We start from the raw sequence: 25,672 nt of genomic DNA, 5'->3' as shown, positions 1-25,672 counted from the left end.
TTTTGTATTATGGTTTCATCTAAGGACATTATCCAACGTCGTGCGAGGCGTGTTCGTCGTAGAATTAAAATGGTTTCTCATGATCGTCCTCGGCTTAGTGTTTATCGTTCAAATCAGAACATTTATGCTCAAGTTATCGATGACTTGCGGGGATGTACACTTGTTTCAGCCTCTACTCTTGAAAGTGATTTGAAAAAATCGTTAAAGAGTGGTGCTAATAAAGAAGCCGCTTTCGCTATTGGTAAGTTAATTGCTGAACGTGCGAAGCAAGTTGGTGTAAGTGACGTGGTTTTTGATCGTGGAGCCTATGTGTACCATGGTCGTGTCAAGGCTTTGGCTGAAGCTGCTCGTGAAGGTGGTTTGAATTTCTAAATTTTCCTCTTTATGAATGTGTAAGGAGAGTTTAGAGTGTTTCGTTTAGGTTCTTCTGGTTTGATGAGGAGCTTTATTATCGTGCTTCCGGAAAAGAAAAAGGAATGAGGAATGGCACAGAAAGAACGTGGTGAGAGAGAAGAACGCGATAATGAATTTGTCGATAGACTTGTTCATATAAATCGTGTTGCTAAAGTTGTAAAGGGTGGTCGACGTTTTGGTTTTGCCGCTCTTGTTGTTGTTGGGGATCAAAAAGGGCGTGTGGGTTTTGGTCATGGTAAAGCTCGTGAAGTTCCGGAAGCTGTTCGTAAAGCAACGGAATCTGCAAAGCGTGGGATGATTTATGTTCCGCTTCGGTCTGGACGCACATTGCATCATGATCTTGAAGGTCGTCACGGAGCGGGGCGTGTTTTATTGCGTTCAGCTTCTGCGGGTACTGGGATTATTGCTGGAGGGCCGATGCGGGCTATTTTTGAAGCTCTTGGTATGCAGGATGTTGTTGCAAAATCATTAGGATCTTCGAACCCTTATAACATGGTTCGTGCAACATTTGATGCATTGAAACATCAAATGCATCCTCGAGATATTGCTGCTCAGCGTGGTATAAAATACTCAACTTTGCAGGCGCGTCGTCGCCATTTAGTTGATGTAGAAGGGTAGTTTCTGAGATTATCAGAAAAGGAATTAGGAAATGGTTCAAAAAAAATCTCAGAGTGGTAAAACTGTGATGGTAGAGCAAATTGGAAGCCCTATTCGGAAATCACAGATTCAGCGTGCAACCTTAAAAGGGCTTGGATTAAATAAGATGCGTCGGCGGCGTGTTTTAGAAGATACACTTTGTGTACGGGGTATGATTGCTCAGGTTCGGCATCTTGTTCGCGTTATAGATGAAGATTAAGGGTTGCAGGAGTATTAGATATGAAACTCAATGAACTGCGTGATTGCGAAGGCGCAACAAAAAATCGTAAGCGTGTTGGGCGAGGTATTGGCTCGGGTATTGGTAAGACTGGTGGTCGCGGTGTCAAAGGACAAAGGTCACGTTCTGGTGTTTCCCTTAATGGTTTTGAAGGTGGGCAAATGCCTATCTATCGTCGTTTACCGAAACGTGGATTTAAGAATTTCTTCGCCAAAACCTATAATGAAGTTTCTTTGGGACGTATTCAGTCAGCCGTTGATGCAGGAAAATTGGATATTGAAAAGCCTGTTGATATGATTGCTTTGAAAGAGGCTGGTATTATTCGTCGTAAAAAGGACGGGATTCGTCTTCTTTCTGATGGTGATTTGAAAGCTAAGATTATCTTTCATGTTTCTGGAGCTTCAGAAGCTACTCGTGTTAAAGTTGAAAAAGTGGGTGGTCAGATTATTTTTCCTGATGTTGTTCAATAACTTTTTTGATATGAGTAGAGATCTGAAGAAGGGTTATATATATTCTGCAAAATGTTTTGTGTGGAATTTTTTAAGTTCCGCATTTATTCTTGTATAAAGATATGAGTTTTAGGGTTATACTTCTGTGATTTAAAGAACTGGAGTGTGAAGTGGAGACGTTTTATGGCATCAGCAGCAGAGCAATTTGCTTCCAATATCAACTTCGGTACCTTTTCGCGTGCAACTGAATTAAAGAAACGCATCTGGTTTACTCTGGCGGCACTTCTTGTCTATCGTTTTGGCACTTATATCTCTCTTCCAGGTATTAATATTGATGCTTTACGGCAGACCTTTGAACATCATGCATCAGGTGTATTAGGACTCTTTAATATGTTTGCAGGAGGTGCTGTTGGGCGTATGGCGATTTTTGCGCTGGGTATCATGCCTTATATCTCAGCATCTATTATTGTACAGTTGTTAACATCTATTATTCCTTCTTTGGAGACTCTTAAAAAAGAAGGGGAATTAGGTCGTAAGGTTATTAATCAGTATACGCGTTATGTAACAGTTGTATTGGCAATTCTACAAGCTTTCGGTATCGCGGTTGCGCTTGAAAGCGGTATAGGGACAGGGCTTCAAATTGTTTTAGAACCAGGTCTGATGTTTCGTATCTCTTCTGTTATTACACTTGTTGGTGGGACAATGTTTCTCATGTGGCTTGGCGAGCAAATTACGTCACGCGGTGTTGGTAATGGGGTTTCTCTCATCATTTTTACAGGAATTGTAGCTAACTTTCCTTCTACTTTTGCTCAGCTTTTAACAGCTCATAGCCAAGCTGATTTATCAACTTTTCTTTTAATAGGGATCGTCCTTATTGCTATTTTGGTTATCGGACTTATTGTTTTTATAGAGCGTGCGCAACGGCGAATTCTTATTCAGTACCCGAAGCGTCAGGTTGGTAATCAAATGTTTCAAGGCGATATGTCGCATCTTCCTTTAAAGTTGAATACTGCTGGTGTTATTCCACCTATTTTTGCTTCATCTTTATTGTTATTACCAGCTACTATTAATAATTTTTCTGATAAAATGCCACAATGGGTTCAGGCTATTTCTTATTCTCTTGGTCATGGACAGCCACTTTATATGATCGTTTATGCATTTTTAATGGCGTTTTTCTGCTTTTTTTATACGGCGATAGTGTTTAATCCAAGTGATACTGCAGATCAGTTGAAAAAACATTCTGGTTTTATTCCAGGGATTCGTCCAGGTGAACGCACTGCCCAATATATTGATTACGTTTTGACACGTATTACTGTTGTGGGGGCACTTTATATCATCTTGGTTTGTTTGTTGCCTGAATTTATGATATCTGCATTACAGGTACCTTTTTATCTTGGGGGGACGTCCTTGTTGATTGTTGTTACTGTCACACTTGATACAGTTGCTCAAATTCAGGGATACCTTGTTGCTCACCAATATGAAGGGTTGATAAAAAAATCAAAACTTCGTGGAGGTAGAAGGAATCGATGAGGGTTATTCTTTTAGGTCCTCCTGGAGCGGGGAAAGGAACACAAGCAAAAATGTTGACTGAGGAATACAACATTCCTCATTTATCAACAGGGGATATGTTGCGTGAGGTGATTGCCAAAGAAACGGATACTGGTAAAAAAGCTAAAGCTATTATAAGTTCTGGTGCTTTGGTTCCTGATAGTATTGTTAATCAAATCGTATCAGATCGGATTGATGGAGCTGATTGTGTAAACGGTTTTGTTTTGGATGGATATCCGCGAACTGTGGGGCAAGCAGAAGCGTTGCAACAGATACTCGATTCAAAAAATATGCAGCTTAATGCTGTTGTTGAGTTGTGTGTTGATGAAGACGTGTTGATTGAACGTATGAAGAAGCGCGTTGAGGAAACAATAGCGGTTGGTGGACAGGTTCGTTTAGATGACAATCCTGTTGCTTTTGCAAAAAGATTAGTAGAATATCGTGAAAAAACAGCTCCCTTATCAAAATTTTATTCAGAGAGGGGAATGTTGAAGGTTATTGATGGAATGATTGGTGTTGCTGAAGTGACACGTATGATTAGAGGGTTTCTTTCATGAGATTTTTTTTAGAAATAAATGAAAAGAGTTGACTTTTGAGATGAAATCTATCAAAAGTGAATCTAATTTATTTTAGTGAAATAATAGGATTCGGAAGAATTTTTTTCTGAGTCTATTTTTTTCTGTAAGGTATATCAGGTATTTTATAAAAATTTGTCAACATAACTAAGGAGAGTAGGCGTGGCTCGTATCGCTGGCGTCAATATCCCGACAAATAAGCGTGTAATTATTGCGCTTCAATATATCCACGGGATTGGACCAAAATTTGCTCAAGAAATTATTGAAAGAGTTGGCATTCCTTTGGGGCGTCGTGTGCATGAGCTTTCAGATGCTGAGGTGCTGCAGATTCGTGAGGCGATAGATCAGGGCTATCAAGTTGAAGGTGATCTTCGTCGTGAAGTGGCTATGAATGTTAAGCGTTTGATGGACCTTGGTTGTTATCGTGGATTGCGGCATCGTCGATCTTTGCCTGTCCGAGGACAGCGTACGCATACGAATGCTCGTACGCGTAAGGGGCCTGCTAAGGCAATTGCCGGTAAGAAGAAATAAGGGCCTTTGTGGAAGGTTTTTATATATTCTTTTTCTTGTTTGATTTGTTTGGCAAGGAAAAAAGGTGGAGCTGCTGATGTTACGGCAGTGATGAGATCGTTGAAAGGGAAATTATGGCCAAGGAAGCCACACGTGTTCGTCGTCGCGAACGTAAAAATATTTCATCGGGTGTTGTGCATATTAATTCAACATTTAATAATACAATGATTACTATTACTGATGCTCAGGGTAATGCAATTGCTTGGTCATCTGCGGGAGCTCAGGGGTTTAAAGGTGCGCGTAAATCGACACCTTTTGCTGCTCAAGTTGCTGCGGAGGATTGTGCAAGAAAAGCGCAAGAGCATGGTATGCGTTCTTTGGAAGTTGAAGTTTGTGGACCTGGATCAGGGCGTGAATCTGCTCTACGTGCATTGCAATCTGTTGGTTTTGTCATTACTTCTATTCGCGATGTAACACCAATTCCTCATAATGGATGTCGTCCGCGGAAAAGGCGGCGTGTTTAATTGGGTGTTGTTTTTTGTTGTCGGAGATTTCTCTGATGTTCACATTGGTCGTTACGATTGAATGGTAACGGAACTAAAGAACGGGAATAAAAATATGATCCAGAAAAACTGGCAGGAACTTATTAAACCCAATAAGGTTGAGTCATGTGCACATGATAATCCAAATATTATAAGTGTGATTGCTGAACCTCTTGAGCGTGGTTTTGGTTTAACGTTAGGAAATGCGCTTCGTCGCGTGTTGTTATCTTCGCTTCGTGGTGCTGCTATTACTGCTGTGCAGATTGACGGTGTCTTGCATGAATTTTCATCGATTCCAGGTGTGCGTGAGGATGTTACGGATATTATTCTGAATATAAAAGAAATTGCGCTTCGTATGGAAGAAGAAGGGCCTAAACGTGTCGTTGTTTATAAAGAGGGGCCTGGTGTCGTGAAAGCGGGAGATATCAGTACAGTTGGGGATATGGAAATTCTAAATCCAGATCATGTTATTTGTACTCTTGATGAAGATGCTGAAATTCGCATGGAATTTGTTGTCAACACAGGAAAGGGGTATGTTCCATCTGATCGTAATTGTGCTGATGATGCGCGTATAGGGCTTATTCCAATTGATAGTCTTTATTCACCGATCCGTAGGGTATCTTATAAAGTAGAAAATACACGTGAAGGTCAAGTTCTCGATTATGATAAATTAACGCTCACGATTGAAACAAACGGTGCTGTTAATGGTGAGGATGCTGTTGCTTTTGCAGCACGCATTCTTCAGGATCAATTATCGTTATTTATTAACTTTGAAGAACCACAGAAGGAGCCTGTTGAAGAGGTTGATTCTGAGCTTTCTTTTAATCCTGCACTTCTCAAAAAAGTGGATGAATTAGAACTTTCAGTTCGTTCGGCAAATTGTCTTAAGAATGATAATATTGTCTATATTGGTGATCTGATTCAAAAAACAGAATCTGAAATGCTTCGGACACCGAACTTTGGTCGCAAATCGTTGAATGAGATTAAAGAAGTTTTGGCGTGTATGGGTTTACATCTTGGGATGGAAATTCCTGCGTGGCCGCCTGAAAACATTGATGATCTTGCAAAACGTTATGAAGATCAATATTAGAATTAGAATTTAAGGAGAGGGCTTATGCGCCATAGTAAGTCAGGACGCAAGTTGAACCGTACTGCCAGTCACCGTAAAGCGATGTTTGCAAATATGGCAACTTCGTTGATCGAGCATGAGCAGATTGTGACAACGCTTCCAAAGGCTAAAGAAATTCGTCCTATTGTTGAAAAACTCGTTACTCTTGGTAAGCGTGGTGGTTTGCATGCGCGTCGGCAAGCAATTGCAGCACTTCGTGATGCAGGAAAAGTTGCAAAATTATTTGATACGCTTGCGCCACGTTATGCATCACGCAACGGTGGGTATTTACGTATTATGAAAGCGGGGTTTCGTACCGGTGATAATGCGCCCATGGCTGTTATAGAATTTGTTGATCGTGATGTCGAAGCGAAAGGGGCTGGGGATCGCATTCGTATGGAGGCTTCTGAGAATGAAAAGGAAACTTCTTCGTAAAGTTTTTTTATTCTGTTGAATTTTTAAAGGCCGCCTTGTCTTGGGCGGTTTTTTTGTGAGCATTTTTAAGTTTGTTTTAGTTGAGAAATAGGTGCAGAGAGAAAATTATAGAATATTGAATTATTTTATTTTTATAATATTTATTGTTCAAATAGGTTGTTTTTATTCTCTATTATGAAATATTAATAGAGGTCCTTAATTTGCGGGGATGCGTTTTTTTATTCTATTAATCTTCAACAGAATGTGCTGATTTTAAAGGAGTGGATTATGAGGTATTCTTTTTGGGTGCGGATTTTTTTTGCAATTATGATGCAGATATCATTTGATCATGTATATGCTCATATCCCTCAAACACAAACAGAAATCACCCTTTCATTTGCTCCTTTAGTTAAAAAGACAGTTCCATCTGTTGTAAATATTTATGCAGCTCGACAAATTAGAGCACGATCACCTTTTGAAGGCGATCCATTTTTTGAGCAATTTTTTGGTCGTTTTCAAAATAAATTTCCTGTTCGTAAGCAATCGTCATTAGGATCAGGGGTGATTGTTGATACACGTGGTTTGATCGTTACAAATTACCACGTCATTAAAGATGCAAGCGAAATTAAAGTGGCTTTTTCTGATGGGCGGGAGTTTGAGAGTAAGGTCGTGCTCAAAGATGAAGCGACTGATATTGCAATTCTTGAAGTTAAGGAAAAAGATGCTCAATTTCCAGTTCTTTCTTTGGGAAATTCTGATGCTGTTGAAGTTGGTGATCTTGTTCTTGCTATTGGTAATCCTTTTGGTGTTGGTCAAACAGTTACAAGTGGTATTGTTTCAGCGCAAGCGCGTACACGTGTTGGGATTTCTGATTTTGACTTTTTTATTCAAACAGACGCAGCCATTAATCCAGGGAATTCTGGTGGCGCTTTAATTGATATGAAAGGTCAGTTAATCGGAATTAATACGGCTATTTATTCGCGTTCGGGTGGTTCTGTAGGGATTGGTTTTGCTATTCCAGTTAATCTTGTAAAAGTGATGCTTGATACTGTTAAACGCGGTGGAAAATATTTTGTGCCGCCTTATATTGGTGCTTCTTTTCAAAATGTTACACCTGATATTGCTGGTGGTTTAGGTTTAGAACGTCCCTATGGTGCTCTGATTATTGAAGTTATCAAAGATAGTCCTGCTGAAAAAGCTGGATTGAAAGTAGGTGATGTTATTTTGAGTGTGCAGGGGGTACGCGTTGACAGTCCAGATAGTCTTGGGTATCGTTTGATGACAGCTGACGTTGAGCATAGTCTTGCCTTGGAATATTTACGAAGTGGAAAAATTTTAAAAACACAAATAACAGTTTCATCGATATCAGAAACTGCATTTTTAAAATCTGAAAAAATTACGGGTGACAGTCCTCTTGCTGGTGCTGAGGTGTTAGATTTAACACCTCAAAATAGTCGACGTTTTCATCTTCCTATATCTGCAAAAGGGGTTGTGATTACCAATCTTGAGGAAATGAGCAATGCAGCTGGAATTTTTCAGTCAGGAGATATTCTACGTGTTGTAAATGGCCATAAAATTCAAACAGTTCATCAATTGAAAAAGGTTCTTATGCAAGGTCGCTCAAATATGTGGCAATTGGAATATGAACGTGATGGTATGTATATTCGCCAATTTATTCGTTGAGGTTTTTTTTGAAGAAAGATTTTTTTACTTCGTCGTTTGATTTTCAAGTTAATAAAAGTCAGCCACTTGCAGAAAGAATGCGCCCTTGTTCTCTCAATGATGTTGTGGGACAAAAGCATTTGATTGGAGAGGATGGTTTGCTTTCACGTATGGCGGCAACTGGCTCAATTGGATCGATGATTTTTTGGGGACCTCCAGGGACGGGAAAAACGACTGTTGCACGTTTGTTAGCCCTTGAAACAAATTTCGCGTTTGAGCAGGTTTCTGCTATTTTTACCGGAGTTTCTGAACTTAAAAAGATTTTTGAAGTTGCGCAGAGGCGTTTTATATCTGGGGATAAGACACTTCTTTTTGTTGATGAAATTCATCGGTTTAATCGTGCTCAGCAGGATAGTTTTCTTTCTGTGATGGAAGAGGGTACTGTGGTACTTATAGGCGCAACAACCGAAAATCCTTCTTTTGAACTGAATGCTGCCCTTCTTTCGCGTGCACGTGTTTTAACATTTCTTTCTCATGATCATGAAAGTTTGAACCTGCTTTTGAGGCGTGCTGAAGAAGTTGAGGAAAAAACTCTTCCCTTGGATAATGATGCCAGAGACGTTTTGATAGAGATGTCTGATGGTGATGCGCGTGTTGCATTAACATTGGCAGAGGAAGTTTGGTCTATTGCACCATTGGGAGAGGTTCTTGATGTTGTTGCTTTGCAAAAAGTTATTCAGCGTCGTGCGCCCATTTATGATAAAGGACGAGATGGGCATTATAATCTCATTTCAGCGTTGCATAAATCCGTTCGTGGATCTGATCCTGATGCTGCGCTTTATTATTTGGCACGTATGTTGGATGCTGGTGAAGATCCTCTCTATATTGGGCGAAGGTTGGTTCGTATGGCTGTTGAAGATGTTGGTTTGGCGGATCCTCAAGCTCTTATCATTTGTAATGCAGCAAAAGATGCCTATGATTATTTAGGATCACCAGAAGGAGAATTGGCTTTGGCGCAAGCATGTCTTTATGTTGCAACTGCGCCAAAGTCAAATGCAGCATATCTTGCGTATAAAGCAGCACTGCGTTGTGCGCGCAAAAATGGCTCTTTACCACCCCCTAAGCATATTCTTAATGCTCCTACGAAATTTATGAAAGAAGAAGGGTATGGAAGTGGTTATTGTTATGACCATGATGAACCAGACGCTTTTTCAGGACAAGAATATTTTCCCGAAAAACTTGGGCGTCAGAGTTATTATAAACCAGTTGAGCGTGGTTTTGAGCGTGAAATTGTGAAACGTCTTGAGTGGTGGCAACAGTTGCGCAAAAAACGTAAAGATCAAAATAAAATTTGAGTTGAAATATGTTTTTTATTAATCTCAGATTTATTTTTTATCTCTTATGTTATTATATGAGAAATTTAGTTTATATTTTAAACATTTATTGCATTGCTTGAGAGATTTTTTTTGATATCTTCAAAATTGCATATTTTTTCAAATTTAAATATGTCATTCAACTTTTAAGCTGCTTTATTTTTTTTGGTTTTTATTAAATAATATATTGACTTATAATGATAATTGACTGTTTCGTAAGTTGAATGAAAGTTTCAAATACCGTAAATTTCTCTCATCCCAAGTCTGTTATTTGTTGAAGCAATCAGGTTATTCTGTTGCATGTTACAAGCAGGATTAGCGTGTGATAAAAACCGTACAAGAAAGGACTAAAAATTCCTCTTATGAATCGTCTCAAATGCCGAGAGCTGTGGCAACCTTAGGGGATGATAAATAGTGTGATGGTGCCAGCTTTCTCCTTCTATAGTGTAAAGATGGTGGCGTCAAAAAGTCTTACAGTATACCACATTCATAGGTGTTGTCACGAAGTGAGCTTGGAAGTTTTGAGAGGTATTTCTTAAATTAAGTGTATGAATATGCAACACAATGGCGTTTTGTTCTTCGATGCAATATGGTGTGATTTTAATTGGTGATGCGTTTTTTGTGTGATCAATAGCGGGAGAATTTTTAGTCTCTCAAGTATTTAATCAAAGGGATAAACAGAAGGGCTATAGAACATTGTGTTGAAATTTAAATTGTTCCTTTTCTAGAGAGATATAAATGTGTTAACTTGCTCTCTTAGGAAGTATTGTTTTATTAGAATTTATTTTTTGTGTCATAAGATAAGCAATGCCAATTCTTTATTGTGATGCTCATGATATGTTATGGACATAAGGTGGGGATAGGAATGCAAATAGTCTGTGAAAATCTAAACTCAAGACTTTAGTTAAATTAAAAGTACAGTGTAAAATTTAAGTGTTAGATTATTTATGAATCGGTCAAGGATATAATCGTGGATAAAACAAAAGCTCTCGATGCTGCTCTCTCACAAATTGAACGTTCTTTTGGTAAAGGCTCGATTATGCGTCTTGGGCAAAAAGAGCAGGTTGTTGAAATTGAAACAGTTCCAACAGGGTCATTATCCTTGGATATTGCTTTAGGGATTGGTGGATTACCCAAGGGGCGCATTGTTGAGATTTATGGACCAGAAAGTTCTGGGAAAACAACATTGGCTCTCCATGCTATTGCTGAGGCACAGAAAAGTGGTGGGATTTGTGCTTTTATTGATGCAGAGCATGCACTTGATCCTATTTATGCGCGTAAGCTTGGTGTTGATTTAGAAAATTTGTTCATTTCTCAACCAGATACTGGTGAACAGGCATTGGAAATTACAGAGACGTTGGTTCGTTCTGGTGCAGTTGATGTGCTTGTTGTGGATTCTGTTGCAGCTTTAACACCGCGTGCGGAAATCGATGGTGAAATGGGGGATGCTTTGCCTGGATTGCAAGCGCGATTGATGAGTAAAGCATTGCGAAAATTAACAGCAGCGATTTTTCGCTCTAATTGTATGGTTGTTTTTATTAATCAAATTCGCATGAAAATTGGGGTGATGTTTGGTTCGCCTGAAACAACAACAGGGGGAAATGCTTTAAAGTTTTATGCTTCTGTTCGTTTGGATATTCGTCGCATTGGGTCTATTAAAGATAGGGATGCAATCGTTGGTAATCAGACGCGTGTTAAAGTGGTGAAAAATAAATTGGCACCTCCGTTCAAACAGGTTGAGTTTGATATTATTTATGGTGAAGGCATTTCTAAAGTAGGTGAATTGATTGATTTGGGTGTTAAGGTTGGTATTGTGGAAAAATCTGGTGCATGGTTTTCTTATAATTCTCAGCGTTTAGGACAGGGGCGTGAAAATGCAAAGCAGTTTTTACGTGAACATGCGGAAGTTGCTACAGAAATTGAAGCAGCTTTGCGCCAAAATGCTGGTTTGATTGCCATTGAATTGTTAGAAAATGCAGGTTCAGAAAATACAGAGAGCGATGAAGCCATTTGATGGAGCGTTTTTTCATCTATAATTTTTTTCATTTAAGATTTTTTCTGTTTTTATTTGTTTGAGTTTTTAAATATACAGTCATTTTTTCTCAATTTTTTTGAACAAATATTCCATTCTTTGATTAAATTGACTCCATGCGTGGCAAAGAGGATATTTAATGAGGGGGATTTTTCTTTTATGGTTTTGTACTGTATTGAGCAGGTGTCGATATGAATAGTGTTAATAACATTCGGTCAACATTTTTGGATTATTTTCATCGTAATGGGCATAAAGTTCTTTCTTCTAGCTCACTTGTTCCACGTAATGATCCTACACTTATGTTTACAAATGCAGGAATGGTGCAGTTTAAAAATGTTTTTACTGGACTTGAAAAGCCGCCTTATAAGCAGGCAACAACGGCACAAAAATGTGTTCGTGCGGGTGGAAAACATAATGATCTTGATAATGTTGGTTATACGGCACGCCATCATACATTTTTTGAAATGCTGGGTAATTTTTCTTTCGGTGATTATTTCAAAGAAGAAGCTATTTTTTTGTCATGGAACCTTTTAACAAAAGAATTTTGCCTGCCAAAAGATAAACTGTTGGTGACAGTTTATCAGAGTGATGATGTTGCTGCTGAATTATGGCGTAAAATTTCAGGTCTTCCAGATGAAAAAATTGTCCGTATTGCGACGGCTGATAATTTTTGGGCGATGGGAGATACAGGACCCTGCGGTCCTTGTTCGGAGATTTTTTATGATCATGGTGATGAAATCTGGGGGGGGCCACCTGGAAGTGCTCATGAGGATGGGGATCGCTTTATTGAGATTTGGAATCTTGTTTTTATGCAGTATGAGCAGATTTCCAAGGAAGAACGTGTTGACTTACCTCATCCTTCTATTGATACAGGCATGGGATTAGAGCGTATTGCTGCTGTTTTACAGGGCGTTCATGATAATTATGACATTGATCTTTTTCGTGCATTAATTGCTGCATCAGAAGAAATTACAGGGATTGAGGCAAAGGGTGATTTTATTGCCAGCCATCGTGTCATTGCTGATCATCTTCGCTCATCTGCATTTTTGATTGCTGATGGTGTGCTTCCTTCTAATGAAGGAAGAGGATATGTTTTACGTCGTATTATGCGTCGTGCTATGCGTCATGCGCATCTTCTTGGTGCTAAAGAGCCCTTAATGTGGCGACTTTTGACTGCTTTAATTCGCGAAATGGGACAAGCTTATCCTGAGTTGACACGTGCTGAATCTTTGATTTCAGAAACTTTAAGGTTAGAAGAAATACGTTTTCGTAAAACGCTTGAACGAGGACTTGGTTTATTGAACGAAGCAAGTACCGATCTTAAAGAAGGAGACTATTTGAATGGTGAAGTTGCTTTCAAACTTTATGATACCTATGGTTTTCCGCTTGATTTGACGCAAGATGTTCTTCGTCGTCGCGGAATATCTGTTGACGTTGGTGCTTTTGATAAAGCGATGGAACGCCAAAAAGAGGAAGCACGTGCCAATTGGTCTGGTTCTGGAGAAGCTGTAACAGAGAAAATCTGGTTTTCTGTTCGTGATCAAGTGGGGGCCACAGAGTTTTTAGGTTATGAAACTGAGACAGCGAAAGGTATTCTTACAGCTCTTGTATGTGATGGTAAAATTGTTGATCATATTTCTTCAGATCAGAAAGCTATGCTTGTTGTTAATCAGACACCTTTTTATGGTGAATCTGGTGGGCAAATTGGTGATAGCGGTATCATTTCTGGTGAAAATTTTATTTTTAAGGTGCATGATACCCAAAGAAAGGGTGATGGTGTTTTTATCCATATTGGGGAGGTGAAATCTGGTCAGGCATCGAGGTCTGATTGTGTAGAATTAACGGTTGATATTGTTCGTCGTAAGAAAATTCGTGCAAATCATTCTGCTACTCATTTGTTACACGAAGCTTTACGCCAAACATTGGGGGATCATGTTACTCAAAAGGGTTCTCTTGTATCGCCAGATCGGTTGCGTTTTGATTTTTCCCATCCAAAATCCGTTTCACCAAAAGAGTTGAAAAAAATAGAAGATTTAGCAAATGAGATTATTTTGCAAAATAGTAAAGTAATAACGCGCCTCATGGCTGTAGATGATGCCATTTATGAAGGAGCCATGGCATTGTTTGGTGAAAAATATGGTGATGAAGTTCGCGTTGTTTCTATGGGGAAGCAGTGTCACCAAGAGGGATTAAAAAAGCATTGGTCAATAGAGCTTTGTGGGGGCACACATGTGGAGCGAACAGGCGATATTGGTTTGATCCATATTGTTTCTGAAAGTTCTGTTTCGGCAGGAGTGCGTCGTATTGAAGCCTTAACTGGCCAAGAAGCACGTTTTTATCTTAGCCGCCAAGATGAACGTATTCATGAAATCGCTGATCTTTTAAAAACTTCTTCTGCTGGTGTGGAAGAACGGGTGCGAATTTTGCTTGATGATCGTCGTAAACTTGAAAAAGAGTTGAATGATGTACGCAAAAAAATGGTATTGAGTGGTGGTATAACAGAAAGTAGTCAAGATGATATTACAATCATTAATGGGCTTTCTTTTCTCGGACGCATTGTCAAAAATATTTTACCACGGGATCTTAAGGCATTCGTCGATTCTGGAAAAAAACAAATTGAGTCTGGAGTGGTTGCTTTTATTAGTGTTTCGGAGGATGGAAAAGGCAGTGCTGTTGTTGGCGTTACGGATGATTTAACGGATAAATTGAATGCTGTTGATCTCGTTCGTATTCTTTCAGCTGTGCTTGGTGGTCGAGGTGGTGGTGGTCGTCCTGATATGGCGCAGGCTGGTGGTCCTGAGGGAAACAAGGCTAGTGAGGCATTTGCGGCACTAAAAGATTTTCTTGAAAAAATTTAAAAAGCAAAATCTTTTCTCATTGGTGTTTTTTACATTTTTATGTTGGATTGGTGTATAAGTATCACGAGTATCTGTCCGATGTCTTGTTGAAATCCAGATATAGCGTAATGGGGGCTTATACAAAATCAGTAAAGATAAAAACAGTTTTTATCTTTATCATCACTGTTTTATTTGATTTTATGTTTTTCAAGAGTTTCGGGAGTTACCTTTCAAAATAAGAAAGATTATGCAGCATTTTACACTTTGCTTTGTAGTATATTTTTACGAAGAAGAGCAGTCATTGTGTGGCTCTTACAGATTTTTTTAAAGAAACATCTCTATCCTATTTTATAAAAAGGAATATCGCATAAATTTAAAGAGGTATATTAATGTCTGATTTATTATGATGCTATTTACTCAATATATTGATTTATAATGATAATTTATTTTTTATATCTTGAGTAAGAGCTCCAAATATTCGTAGGATTTTCTCATTTTAAATCTATGTATATTGAATCAATCAAAACCATTCACAAGAATTGTTGTGAAAAATAGGCTTAGGAGTATTGAGAAATATTTCTTAAAAAAGCACGTGATGAATGTACAACACAATGACATTTTGTTCTTGGCGAGGGGGTGATTCTACAAAAAACATGATAAACAAAAGTGTGAAGCAATACGTCATATCCATTATTAAAAAAACACTGTTTTAGATAGTTTTGAAAGTTGTAAAGCTGAGTTAAAAGAAGATGGTAAAATTGAAAGCTTTTTTACCTTTGCATTTTCCTTAAATTCGATTGTATACTCATTAATATGCAAAGATATAGGCAATAATTTTGTTCCAATCGAGTAAAATTTCAACAGTAGAAAAAGTGCGGAATGGTTTTAATATTTTTTCAAAGATCTCGCGTCAAAAATGGATTGTGATATTCTTAGTAACCTTTTTATTTGTATCAATAAAGTATTTTTGGTGTATTGAAGAGGTATTTCTTACATGAGATTTGTGAAGAGTATCAATTTTATGATGCTATGGCTTCATGTAAGAGGATGACGTTTTCATTTTCTCCTTCTATTTCTGGTGGTTTGATTGTTAAACCACTGGCTTTTAAGAATTGAGAAAAACGTCCGCCTCTCTCGATTAATTCTTGAAAGCTTCCTTTTTCAATTAAATGACCATGTTCTAGAAAGAGTACTACATCAGCATTGCGTACTGTTGAGAGGCGATGTGCTATAATGAAAGTGGTGCGATTATGGCTTATGCAATCAAGGGCATTTTTGACACGTGCTTCTGTTTCAACATCAAGAGCGCTTGTTGCTTCATCTAGAATGAGAATAGGGGCATTTTTTAAAACAGCGCGTGCAATTGCTAGTCGCTGTTTTTCTCCACCTGATAATTGAGATCCTCGTTCGCCCACCATTGTGTTATAATAATCAGCTTTTTTTAGAATAAAATCGTGAGCTTCTGCTATTTTTGCTGCTTCATAAAGTTCTTCATTCGTTGCGCTCGCTTTTCCTATTGAAATATTGTCATGAATAGTACGGTTGAAAAGACCTGAGTCTTGAAATACTGTTGCTAGAGATTTGCGTAAAGATTCGCGATTGATCGAGCATATATTTATTCCATCAATGGAGATATGCCCAAAGGTAGGGTCGTATACGCGTTGTAACAAATTGATCAACGTTGTTTTTCCAGCCCCTGTTGGTCCTACAATCGCAACAGTTTGTCCTGCTTTAACCTCAAAAGAAATATCAAAAACACCTTGAGAAGAATTTGGAAATTTATAGGTCACGTGATGAAATTGTATGGTGCCTTTAACATTTTGGAGGGAGGGAAGATTCTGCGGTTCGTTGATATGAAAGGTTGAGTCTTCCATTTCAAAAAACTCTTGCAGTTTTGCTTGTGAGGATATTGCACAATGAATAAAATTGCTCATTTGGTCTAGGCGGCTAATCATGAGTTGTGCAAATCCAACAAAAGCAACGACGTCACCTACTCGTAGTTGACCTTTTGCAACAAAAAAAGCTCCAAGGAGAAGAACACAAACGATTGAAATCGTTGAAGCCATTCGATTTAAGCCACTGGCGAGCGCCCACCAATTGAGAACAGGATTTTGTGCTTTAAGCAGAGCATTTGTATGTTGGTGCAGTATGAAAGTTTCTTCTTTTATTCGGTTATAACTTTGTACAATGGAAACATTAGAGATTGAATCACTGACATGTTTAAAAAGGTTATGATGATAGCATTCTACAGCGGCTTGTCCGTCTTTTGTTTTTCGCATCACTAAACGTGCAATTAATACATAGATGATGGCAAGCACAACCAAGACTATTGAAAGGCGCCAATTCATATTAAAGGCTATGGGGATGAGAACCAATAAGGCGACAAGCGTTGAGAGATGTTGTCGCATAAAATCAAGCCATATGGTTGACATGGAATCTATAGCGCGCAAAAGTGTATGGAGTGCGTTAGATGTTCCGCGTTGTTGATGCCAAATTAACGGCATGGCAATGATACGTTCGAAAGATTCTGTTAAAACCGTTAAGCGACGTCTATGGGCTAAGCGGTCTGCACCGCGAGCAACAAGGACATAAGCGATAATATGTGAAAGTCCAAAACAAACCCAAATGGCAAGAGTAGAGATGATACCTGTTTTTTCTGTAATAGAATCGATAACCCGTCCAAATAAAATAGGTTCTGCAATGGTGATAATCGCTAACATAACATTAGCGGTACAGATTAAAAGGGATGCATTTTTTTCTCTGTTTAGGTAAGTGAGAACACGTGCATAGGTTTTGAATAAGGACACTGTTAATTATCTCCATTCGCTGTTAAGCGTAAAGGTATTGATTTTTTTATAACGCTTAATTTTTAGCTAATAAAATTTGGACATTAAGAAAAGGCAATTTTGGATACTAACTGTAATATGGTGTGATAAAGCCAATTAAAATATGAATTTTTGTGTTTATATCTGTGCTTATAAAGGCGCAAAAATAGATCAATAAAATTATCAGGCAAGGGAACTTTCATGGCAGGCGTAGAAATAAAAAAAGTTGAGGCAGATGAAGATGGAATGCGCTTAGATCGCTGGTTTAAAGTGCATTATCCAGGACTTGGTTTTGGAGTTTTGCAAAAACTGTTGCGTTCTGGTCAGATACGGGTTGATGGTGGACGTGTTAAAGCTGATACGCGTCTTTGTATGGGACAGACTGTCCGTATTCCACCTCTCCCTATTAATGACAAAGAAAATCTTCCAATAACGGGTAAAACACTTCGTGGGCAGGATGATGGGACCGTTTTAAAAAAAATGCTGCTTTATGAAGATCCAAAAGTATTTGTTTTTAACAAACCTGCTGGATTGGCTGTCCAAGGAGGCTCTGGTTTAACACGTCATATGGACAGTATGCTTGAGGTATGGCGCAATAAAAAAGGTGAAAAGCCGCGTTTGGTTCATCGTCTTGATCGTGAGACGTCGGGTGTGCTTATTGTTGCGCGATCAAGGGGAGCTGCTCAGGCCTTAACAGCCGCTTTTAGAGCGCGAGAAACAAAAAAGACTTATTGGGCGTTGGTTCGGGGCGTTCCTAAAAAAAAGCAGGACAAAATTTCAACGTGGATGGTTAAGGAAATGACTGCACAAGGTGATAAAATGCGTGTTTGTGAACATGGGGAGCCAGATTCACATCATGCGGTTTCCTACTATCGCGTTTTAGATACGCGAGGGCGGGCTCTTTCGTGGCTTGAAATGGAACCCTATACAGGGAGAACACATCAGCTTCGTGTGCATGCTGCCCATATGGATCATCCTATCATTGGCGATTCAAAATATTTTTTTTCTGATAGTAATTGGACATTACCAGGAGGAATTCAAAATCGTCTCCACCTTCATGCACGTCGTATTCGTATTCCTCATCCTTCAGGAGGAGTATTGGACATTGTTGCACCTTTACCACCTCATATGGTTCAAAGTTTTAATCTTTTGTCTTTTAATGAGAGTGATGCTGAAACAGAGTAAAAAAGATTCATTTATCCTTTTTGATTGGTAAAAATTTTGTCTATAAATTTGATGAGATGGATAGGGCGTCATTTGAAGAGAGCTTTAGTATAATCGCTATGAGAAAATGGTGTTTTTGAGTGATGAATTTTGAAATATCATAAATTTTCTTTCTACAGTTCTTTATCCATATTGATTGTATTATTATCTCTAGATAAGGTGTATCGTTAATAATCTGAGTTGATGAAGCTGCTCCTTTGAATTTATCTGTAGGGCCGTATATTGGGGAGGCGTGTCTGTTGAGGAAGATGAATGAGATAAAATCTGAAGGGATATTTGCTGAAATGTGTAAAGGCGTTTTTTAATTTTTCATGGGAGATAATTGAGGCATTTTATAGTAATGCTGAGGAAAAGTGGACTCTCAAAAAAATTCTGTTGTTAAGGAGGTTTGTTTTGTTATCAATGTGATTTGATATACTTATGATAGATTTACTATTTGTACCTTTGTTCACACAATGAGAGTTTATTAGCAAAGTTTTTCTTTCAGTTATTTTTCTACTTACTTTATTTATCTGAATTTGTTCGAAAGATTTTCTTTCATAAAAGAAGAAACAACTTTTAGCATTTTTAATGCTTTATTTCAGTGAATGCATCAGATTGAAGAAATATGCCGTACTCAAAATTGGAGATTAAAGTTTTAGGGGCGTTTATTGCTCTTTAGAAGGGGGGGAGAACATGGTCGTTTTTCCAGTGAAAAAATAGATATTCAAAGATTATGGGAATATTCCAAGAGGGGATAAGTTGAAATGAGGAGTGACTGATGGGATCATTATTGATTGACGTTAATAACGTCTCAAAAATATACCGTAGCATGGACAGAGGAACTTCTTTCAAAAACAGAGTGCTTTCTCTCTTTAAGCCAGTATATACGAATTATCACGTGCTGAAAGATATCAGTTTTACCCTTTTTTCAGGACAATCTCTTGCTATCCTCGGAGCTAACGGGGCAGGTAAATCAACACTGATTAAAATACTTGCTGGTATACAATTCGTTGATAAGGGAAGTGTTAAAGTCTTGGGATTTAATCCGTATAAAACCAAGAAAGATCTGTTTAGACAGTTGGGTGTGGTCTTTGGTCATAAGAGTTGTTTATGGTGGGATTTACCTCTACGTTACAGTTTGGATATGGTGCAACCCTTATATGGTATTGAACGAACCTCTTTTATCCGCGACCTTAAAGAGATTGCAGAGTTGCTTGGTATTGCGCATATCATGGACAAGCCAGTGCGAATGCTGAGTTTGGGTGAGAGAGTCAAAAGTGAATTGGCATTTAATTTATCTTTTAGACCTAAATTATTGTTCCTAGATGAACCAACTATTGGTCTTGATATTACTTCTAAGCATGAAATTAGGGAGCTACTTACAAAACTTAAAAGAGAGCGAGGGATGGGATACATCATCACAAGTCATGATATGGGGGATATTGATGGTTACGTTGATGATATTCTTCTCTTGCATAAAGGAAACAAACACTTTTACGGTGATATTGATGCATTTAAAAATATGCTTCCTTCTTTGGTGAAAGTGACATTTTTTTGTGAACACTTGCAGGCGCTTTATGCTGTTGTAAAGAGAATGGATGAACTTTCGTTAAAATTGTCCGCTCCTTTAAAAAATAAAAAACTGAACAATGAAGAATGTTCATTGGAAATTTCGTTACCTCGTGGAGATTATTCGCATTTCATACGGGAAATGACAACTAAATTCAACTGTACGTTTTCTGTGTCCACTCCCTCATTTGAGGAGATGCTCCGTGTTAAATTTAAAGAATTTATTTAATTATTGTTTTGGCATGTTTTTTTATGCAAGGAATGGATTACTCTCTATTCTAAGTGATAGAGCCATGTTTTTTACTGATATTGTCATTGGGACACTTTCGCCATTTATTATTCAACTTCTATTATGGAATGCACTTTTCTCTGATATGGGAAACACCATAAATGGCTTTAGCTTTCATGATATGATGTATTATTATGCTTTTGCTTTAGTCTTAGGACGTTTAAATAATGGTTATAATGTGATTAAGTTTTTTTCTCATCATGTTAGGGAAGGTCAATTAGAAGTCTATCTCACAAAACCCTTTAGTTATATGACACAAATACTTTTTACTTTTTTAGGAGAGAGTGTATTATATTGCATTCCGTTATTGGTTCTTTTTGTTGCAAAGCTTGTTTTATCCTATGAAAATATTCTGGGATTGGTCATCTCTTTTCTGTTCTTTTTTCTGGTTGTTATTCTATCACAATTGCTTTGTTTTTTACTCTCTTTCGGGATTGCCTTATTAAGTTTTTGGGTGATTGAGTACAATATATTACTCTCTTTCAGTATTCTCAGTTCAGCGCTTCTTGGGGGTGTTCTTTTACCACCATCTTTTTGGCCGGTGTGGCTTATTCCGCTCATGCAATTTAATCCTTATCGTTTCATGATATCAGCTCCTGCCGAGTTTTTCGCGACGCAAAATTTAGCGTTGTTTCAGCAGTTTTTTTTCGGAAGTTTTGCTTATATTTTGTGTCTTTTATGCTTAATTCATATTGCTTGGAATAAAGGAATGAAGATGTATTATGGAGCGGGCGGTTGAGATGAAAATAATCCTTCATTTTATCAGCCTGAATATCTGCCGACAGATTGTTTATGGTAAGAATTTGGCTGGGGAGTTTATTCTTTCTCTATGCTATTATTTTATTCAATTCATATTTATTGATAGAATATCTTCTTTTTCAGGAAAGATTGGTAACTATAGCAGAGATGAAATTCATTTTATCTTTGTTGTCTTTGTTTTACTTGGGATATTTTTGAATATTTTTACTCATTCTATTGAAACGTTTTTTGAAAAAGTAGCGGATGGTAAAATTGAACCCTACTTGATAAAGCCTGTTTCAATCTGGTTGTTGATGTTGTTTGGTTGGTGCAAACCACTTAATCTGATAAAGCTATTTGTTCTTTATGTTAGTGCCTATTTGTTCGTATCATTACCGGATATGTATGATCTTAAGCTAAAATGGATCTCTTTTATTGTTGCAATATTTTGTGTTTTTATCGTCAATATTTGTTTTTTCATGATGTTTAATTTTGTGACATTTATTATTAGCCGTAAGATGCCTGTCGAATATTTTCATGAAATGATTTACGAGCTTTCATTTGTACCAATAGGAATTTATCCCTCAAGCATTGTAAAATGGCTTTTGTTTATGCTTCCCATGGCTTTTTCTGCTTCTTTTCCTGTATCCCTGTTACTTGGTAAAGGCGAATGGAATATTGGATATCTTCTGTCGAGCACTTTTCTTTCTATAGTCATGACTTTCATAATCTATAAGAAAACAATTATTAAATTTAATGGATTAGGGGGATGATATAAAAGTCATCATGATTATAAAAATAAAAAAATTGAGTGAATAATTCTATTATAGCGTAGATTATCGTTATTTATGCTGGTGGTATAGGGCATGTAAAATTTACACATGAGGATTTTTTATTAGACATATTCATGCATAAAATCAGTTGTATTTCTATAGCTCTGAGCAAAGAATTTACAACAGAAATCAGAGAGTTAAATTTCTTGGTTTTAGATCAGTTTTAGTTTGAGTTTAGATGGCAGCTTGATGACAAAAGCCATGGTAAGATGGTGTACAATATTAGTACCGCTTTATGATATGAGCAAAATTTATTTTTGTTGCGTTTATAGTGCTAAAAAATTGTAAAAGATGAGTAATTTTATATGTGTAGAATGTGGTTATTCGTGTGGATTTTGTTGGTGCTATTATTATGTGGGTGAGTTTTTGCTTAAACAATAAGAAAATTGACAGAATAAAGCTTTTAAGTTGCCCGATAGAAAGCTAAGAGCTTCGCCAAACAACATGATAGCAATTATCAAGACAACAATCACATAGAGATTTTTCAGCATGCTGAGCAGTCAAAATTCAGTTAATAATTGCTTGGAAATAAAAGGATCCACTAAGCAAAGCGGGCAAAAACGATGGTAATGCAACTGAGTTCAATAACATAATTAAATATATTTATTTGTTGTACTGGTAAACTAAGAGAATTATACTTGATTTTATTGTTAATTTCTTATTTTATGTTATGATTTTATTTAATAGAAAGATATTTATTATGTAATATTTTAGTGTTATTATAAATATTATTATTTAATTAGAAATATACAATATAAACATAATATATTTATATTATTTTAAAAAGTAATTAAATAAGATATTATTTTTAAAAAAAATATTTTCTATTTTTTTAATATTAATAAGCTCATTTTTCAATTTTTCTTAACAATTATAAGAGAAAAATGGAGTTTTACATCCTCTTTACAATAAATAAAAATAATACTTTAATCTGGTTTTGCTCTCTAAGCTTAGAGCTATACAAATGTTATTGCTTATCATTAATAAAACTAATGTGATTGATGGCGTAGAGATTACAAAGGGCTAATTTTTTTTGCATGTAATTCATATCTTTTACAAGACTTTAAAAATAACACAGAAAAAATGAGAGAGGAAGGAATAGTGAACAAGAGTGATAAGCTTTTTCATTTTCTAGTGTTATGATTACTTTTGTATTTTACGGTTCATTCATTGTATGTATGATCAATTCCAAAATTTTTATTTTAAGCTTATAGTGAATCTATATTTTAGTCTGTTATTGAAGTGTTGTCGTGATTGAGATTACAATATCACAGTAGTGAACACTCTGATTTAATAGAGAAGATTGTTTGCTAGCAAATAATCTATCCATATCAACGTTATTTAAATTTTTTTCCAAAATATATATCTATGTTAATTTTCGTGATTGATATCTTTTCTAAGATGAAAAGGGGCATGAGCTGATTTGAATATCCATAAATTTTTCGTATTAACTCAAAAAATATACGATCACATCATTTTACGGCTATTCTAGATTATCATTTTGATAAACTGAATAAGTATAGCGATGCGTCTTACAAATATTTGCAAAAATGCTTTTATTGGACATTATTAAATTTTTTATGATTTATATTTTTAATCATTTTATCTTGGTTAGAAAGAAGGTGTATTCATTTTTATTTCTCTATTTTATCTTAAAGTCGTGGAATTATATTAATGTTAGAAATTTATAATTGTGGAAGACAATGAACTTTATTAAAATTATCCCACGTTCTTGTAGAAACGCATGGCTGTGAAATCGTTGAAATGTGTAATAGCTTATGGCATTAGATTTGGCGCATTCACCAAAGTTATCCCTTATCTTACCTAATTTAGCTTTTTCAATCAAAGAGTTAAGCTGGTGCTTACGCTAATTGTAGCTGGGGCAAATATTTTTTCTCAATCTATCCTAAGGAAAAATTATTTTATAAAAATATTTATTTTACTATATTATACAAAAAAATAAAAATATTATGTGTAACTAAAAACAACATATTGATATTTTTATATATTATAAAATCATAATAATATTTATGATAATAAAGCTAAATTTATAATAAAAACAATAAAATAATTTTATTTTAATATATTTTCATTATTAAACTACATAATGTAAAGTACAAATAAAATAATTGACAATTATTAAATAAACATGTAACGGATATATTGTAAGTGTAATATAATATAAAATTAACAATTAAAATAAAATTATTAATTAAATTTTGTATTATATTTTTATTATCAGAAGATAAATATACTTTATCGATAGATAACGGAATGTTTTATATTTAGAGGGGGCGGTAAAGAAAATTTATTTTACTAAATATTGTAATTAGGTGGTTATGATGAAAATATTCAAGCATTGTATAGTATGTTTTGTTGCAGTAGCGATTTTCTTTTCACAGATTTTAAGAGCCAATGCTGATTCTTTAAATGGCAGATTTCAAAATGCTGGTTTTATTTCTGTAATGACACAGGAAAATAGAGTTATTAAAGCTGTTGATATGATTATTAGCCAGTTTGGAGGACAAGGGGCTGAAAAAAATGTCCAAAAAGTTGCCGGTTTAATGGGGTTGGAGACAGCGATTTTTGGTCTCATCGCATATCTTGTATATTTCTTTACTAGAAAGCCACCGAGTCCTAACAGAGAGACAGGTGGAAGAACATTCGATGCTTTTGCTCATAGTTCATGGGCTTTGAATTAAAAGATATTATCCTTGATAAACTTTGAATTATGCTGTTATTGAATGTTTTATATTAAATAAACCGTGATATTTAATCACGGTTTATTTATTTTTTTAATCTTAATGACCTTGATAAGTTTATCCTTTTATATCATTAAGATATTGTTTTGTGGATGCCAGTATATGGTGCATTAAATTCAGCTAATCAGTTGCTTTTTAAATTTACTTAAATTTTTTTCTCTTCAAAATGCGCATTTGAGCTAAGTTTGTGGTTGATATTTTTTTTATGATGAAAACGCGAATGCATTAATTGAGATATCCATAAACTTTGTATATCAACTCAAAAAATACAAGGTCACACAATCTTACGACTATTTGTGGGGTTTATGTTGATGAACTGAATAAGTATAGCGATGCGTCTTACAAATATTTGCAAAAATGCTTTTATTGGAATCTTTTAATCTCTTTGTGGTTTACAATTCATTTTATCATTTTATCTTAAGCAAAGAGAATGTGGATTCATTTCTATTTCTCTATTTTATCTGAGAAGGGTGGAGTTATACGAATGTCAAAAAAAGTCATGATCGTGGAAGATAATGAGCTTAATATGAAGTTATTTCGCGATCTTGTAGAAGCGAGTGGTTATGAAACCGTTGAAACACGTAATGGTCTTATGGCATTAGATTTGGCGCGTTCATCAATGCCATCTCTTATCCTTGTGGATATCCAGTTGCCAGAGGTCTCTGGAATAGATGTTATTAAACAATTAAAAGAAGATGAAGAACTTCGATCAATCCCCGTTGTTGCTGTAACAGCTTTTGCTATGAAAGGCGATGAGGAGCGAATTCGTGCCAGTGGATGTGAAGAATATATGTCAAAGCCTATTTCTGTCCCTCATTTTATCACAATGGTAAAGCATTTCTTGGACTAAAGCTTGTTAAGTGGTGATAGAAAAAGCATTGAAAAGCTTATAAGATTGCTAAAGTTGTCGCGTAAATATTTTTGTGCTTCAGCACGTGGATATATTACAAGTTAGTAAAACAGATTTTAAAAATTGAAACTGAAGTTTTGAATTTTTTCGGTCTATTTTTCTTGCCTTTTATCTTAAGAGAAGGGATTGTTTTGCATTCTTGTTTTTTCTAATCGGTATAGATTTGTTCCTACATTCATCTAAAAGTTTGTTTTAGTAGGGG

The 25,672-nt window shown here is 36.3% G+C and carries 22 protein-coding genes; 20 read left to right on the top strand and 2 right to left on the bottom strand.

Features of this window, described 5'->3' with window-relative positions:
• Nucleotides 1–9: 9 nt before the first annotated feature.
• The 14 genes from rplR (at nt 10) to alaS (ending at nt 14,359) form a co-directional block, all read left to right on the top strand.
• Complete coding sequence (gene rplR / locus ACFIN0_RS05375; RefSeq protein WP_375606710.1) at nt 10–372, top strand: 50S ribosomal protein L18; 363 nt, start codon at nt 10–12, stop codon at nt 370–372.
• Nucleotides 373–483: 111 nt separating this feature from the next.
• Entirely contained in the window at nt 484–1,032 is a 549-nt protein-coding gene (gene rpsE / locus ACFIN0_RS05370) for a 30S ribosomal protein S5 (protein WP_005773287.1), read from the top strand.
• 31 nt (nt 1,033–1,063) lie between these two features.
• Nucleotides 1,064–1,270, top strand: a complete 207-nt coding sequence (rpmD, locus tag ACFIN0_RS05365; RefSeq protein WP_375606709.1) for a 50S ribosomal protein L30 — start codon at nt 1,064–1,066, stop codon at nt 1,268–1,270.
• A gap of 20 nt (nt 1,271–1,290) precedes the next feature.
• Nucleotides 1,291–1,758, top strand: coding sequence for a 50S ribosomal protein L15 (rplO, locus tag ACFIN0_RS05360; protein ID WP_375610417.1), 468 nt, complete (start codon nt 1,291–1,293; stop codon nt 1,756–1,758).
• 162 nt (nt 1,759–1,920) lie between these two features.
• Entirely contained in the window at nt 1,921–3,267 is a 1,347-nt protein-coding gene (gene secY, locus ACFIN0_RS05355) for a preprotein translocase subunit SecY (protein WP_375606731.1), read from the top strand.
• Entirely contained in the window at nt 3,264–3,842 is a 579-nt protein-coding gene (locus ACFIN0_RS05350; RefSeq protein ID WP_375606707.1) for an adenylate kinase, read from the top strand. The genes secY and ACFIN0_RS05350 overlap by 4 nt, the downstream gene beginning before the upstream one ends.
• 180 nt (nt 3,843–4,022) lie before the next feature.
• A complete protein-coding gene (gene rpsM / locus ACFIN0_RS05345; RefSeq protein WP_026500557.1) occupies nt 4,023–4,391 on the top strand; it encodes a 30S ribosomal protein S13 in 369 nt (122 codons plus the stop codon).
• A 113-nt stretch (nt 4,392–4,504) separates the two neighbouring features.
• Nucleotides 4,505–4,894 (top strand): 30S ribosomal protein S11, encoded by a 390-nt coding sequence (rpsK, locus tag ACFIN0_RS05340; RefSeq protein ID WP_007347762.1) that lies wholly within the window; start codon nt 4,505–4,507, stop codon nt 4,892–4,894.
• A gap of 94 nt (nt 4,895–4,988) precedes the next feature.
• On the top strand, nt 4,989–6,002 hold the full coding sequence (locus ACFIN0_RS05335; protein WP_375606706.1) for a DNA-directed RNA polymerase subunit alpha: 1,014 nt from the start codon (nt 4,989–4,991) through the stop codon (nt 6,000–6,002).
• A 24-nt stretch (nt 6,003–6,026) separates the two neighbouring features.
• Nucleotides 6,027–6,455 carry a 50S ribosomal protein L17 gene (gene rplQ / locus ACFIN0_RS05330; RefSeq protein WP_375606705.1) on the top strand — a complete coding sequence of 143 codons (429 nt, stop codon included), beginning with the start codon at nt 6,027–6,029 and terminating at the stop codon, nt 6,453–6,455.
• A 267-nt stretch (nt 6,456–6,722) separates the two neighbouring features.
• On the top strand, nt 6,723–8,117 hold the full coding sequence (locus ACFIN0_RS05325; protein ID WP_375702081.1) for a DegQ family serine endoprotease: 1,395 nt from the start codon (nt 6,723–6,725) through the stop codon (nt 8,115–8,117).
• Nucleotides 8,118–8,125: 8 nt separating this feature from the next.
• Nucleotides 8,126–9,451: a replication-associated recombination protein A gene (locus tag ACFIN0_RS05320; protein ID WP_375702080.1), complete on the top strand. Its 1,326-nt coding sequence runs from the start codon at nt 8,126–8,128 to the stop codon at nt 9,449–9,451.
• 988 nt (nt 9,452–10,439) lie between these two features.
• Nucleotides 10,440–11,483 carry a recombinase RecA gene (gene recA, locus ACFIN0_RS05315; RefSeq protein ID WP_375606702.1) on the top strand — a complete coding sequence of 348 codons (1,044 nt, stop codon included), beginning with the start codon at nt 10,440–10,442 and terminating at the stop codon, nt 11,481–11,483.
• A gap of 209 nt (nt 11,484–11,692) precedes the next feature.
• Nucleotides 11,693–14,359, top strand: coding sequence for an alanine--tRNA ligase (gene alaS / locus ACFIN0_RS05310; protein ID WP_375702079.1), 2,667 nt, complete (start codon nt 11,693–11,695; stop codon nt 14,357–14,359).
• A gap of 998 nt (nt 14,360–15,357) precedes the next feature.
• Here the strand turns inward: alaS and ACFIN0_RS05305 are convergent.
• Complete coding sequence (locus ACFIN0_RS05305) at nt 15,358–17,145, bottom strand: glucan ABC transporter ATP-binding protein/ permease (protein ID WP_375610421.1); 1,788 nt, start codon at nt 17,143–17,145, stop codon at nt 15,358–15,360.
• Between the two features lie 219 nt (nt 17,146–17,364).
• Here ACFIN0_RS05305 and ACFIN0_RS05300 point away from each other — a divergent pair, with 219 nt between their 5' ends.
• The 6 genes from ACFIN0_RS05300 (at nt 17,365) to ACFIN0_RS05275 (ending at nt 25,410) form a co-directional block, all read left to right on the top strand.
• A complete protein-coding gene (locus tag ACFIN0_RS05300; RefSeq protein WP_375610422.1) occupies nt 17,365–18,348 on the top strand; it encodes an RluA family pseudouridine synthase in 984 nt (327 codons plus the stop codon).
• 799 nt (nt 18,349–19,147) lie between these two features.
• Nucleotides 19,148–20,167 (top strand): ATP-binding cassette domain-containing protein, encoded by a 1,020-nt coding sequence (locus ACFIN0_RS05295; RefSeq protein ID WP_375606698.1) that lies wholly within the window; start codon nt 19,148–19,150, stop codon nt 20,165–20,167.
• Complete coding sequence (locus tag ACFIN0_RS05290) at nt 20,142–20,966, top strand: ABC-2 family transporter protein (protein ID WP_375702078.1); 825 nt, start codon at nt 20,142–20,144, stop codon at nt 20,964–20,966. The genes ACFIN0_RS05295 and ACFIN0_RS05290 overlap by 26 nt, the downstream gene beginning before the upstream one ends.
• Entirely contained in the window at nt 20,950–21,738 is a 789-nt protein-coding gene (locus ACFIN0_RS05285) for an ABC-2 family transporter protein (RefSeq protein ID WP_375606696.1), read from the top strand. The genes ACFIN0_RS05290 and ACFIN0_RS05285 overlap by 17 nt, the downstream gene beginning before the upstream one ends.
• 2,402 nt (nt 21,739–24,140) lie before the next feature.
• Nucleotides 24,141–24,500 (top strand): hypothetical protein, encoded by a 360-nt coding sequence (locus tag ACFIN0_RS05280; RefSeq protein ID WP_375613153.1) that lies wholly within the window; start codon nt 24,141–24,143, stop codon nt 24,498–24,500.
• A 544-nt stretch (nt 24,501–25,044) separates the two neighbouring features.
• Nucleotides 25,045–25,410, top strand: a complete 366-nt coding sequence (locus ACFIN0_RS05275; protein WP_273724078.1) for a response regulator — start codon at nt 25,045–25,047, stop codon at nt 25,408–25,410.
• Nucleotides 25,411–25,488: 78 nt separating this feature from the next.
• On the opposite strand, the gene ACFIN0_RS05270 is transcribed toward ACFIN0_RS05275, so the two are convergent.
• Complete coding sequence (locus ACFIN0_RS05270) at nt 25,489–25,566, bottom strand: hypothetical protein (protein ID WP_375606729.1); 78 nt, start codon at nt 25,564–25,566, stop codon at nt 25,489–25,491.
• Nucleotides 25,567–25,672 lie beyond the last annotated feature (106 nt).

Origin of the sequence: Bartonella sp. AA89HNZF, assembly GCF_042196905.1 — a bacterium.
Classification (GTDB): Bacteria; Pseudomonadota; Alphaproteobacteria; order Rhizobiales; family Rhizobiaceae; genus Bartonella.
This window is presented reverse-complemented; position numbering and strand designations above follow the sequence as displayed.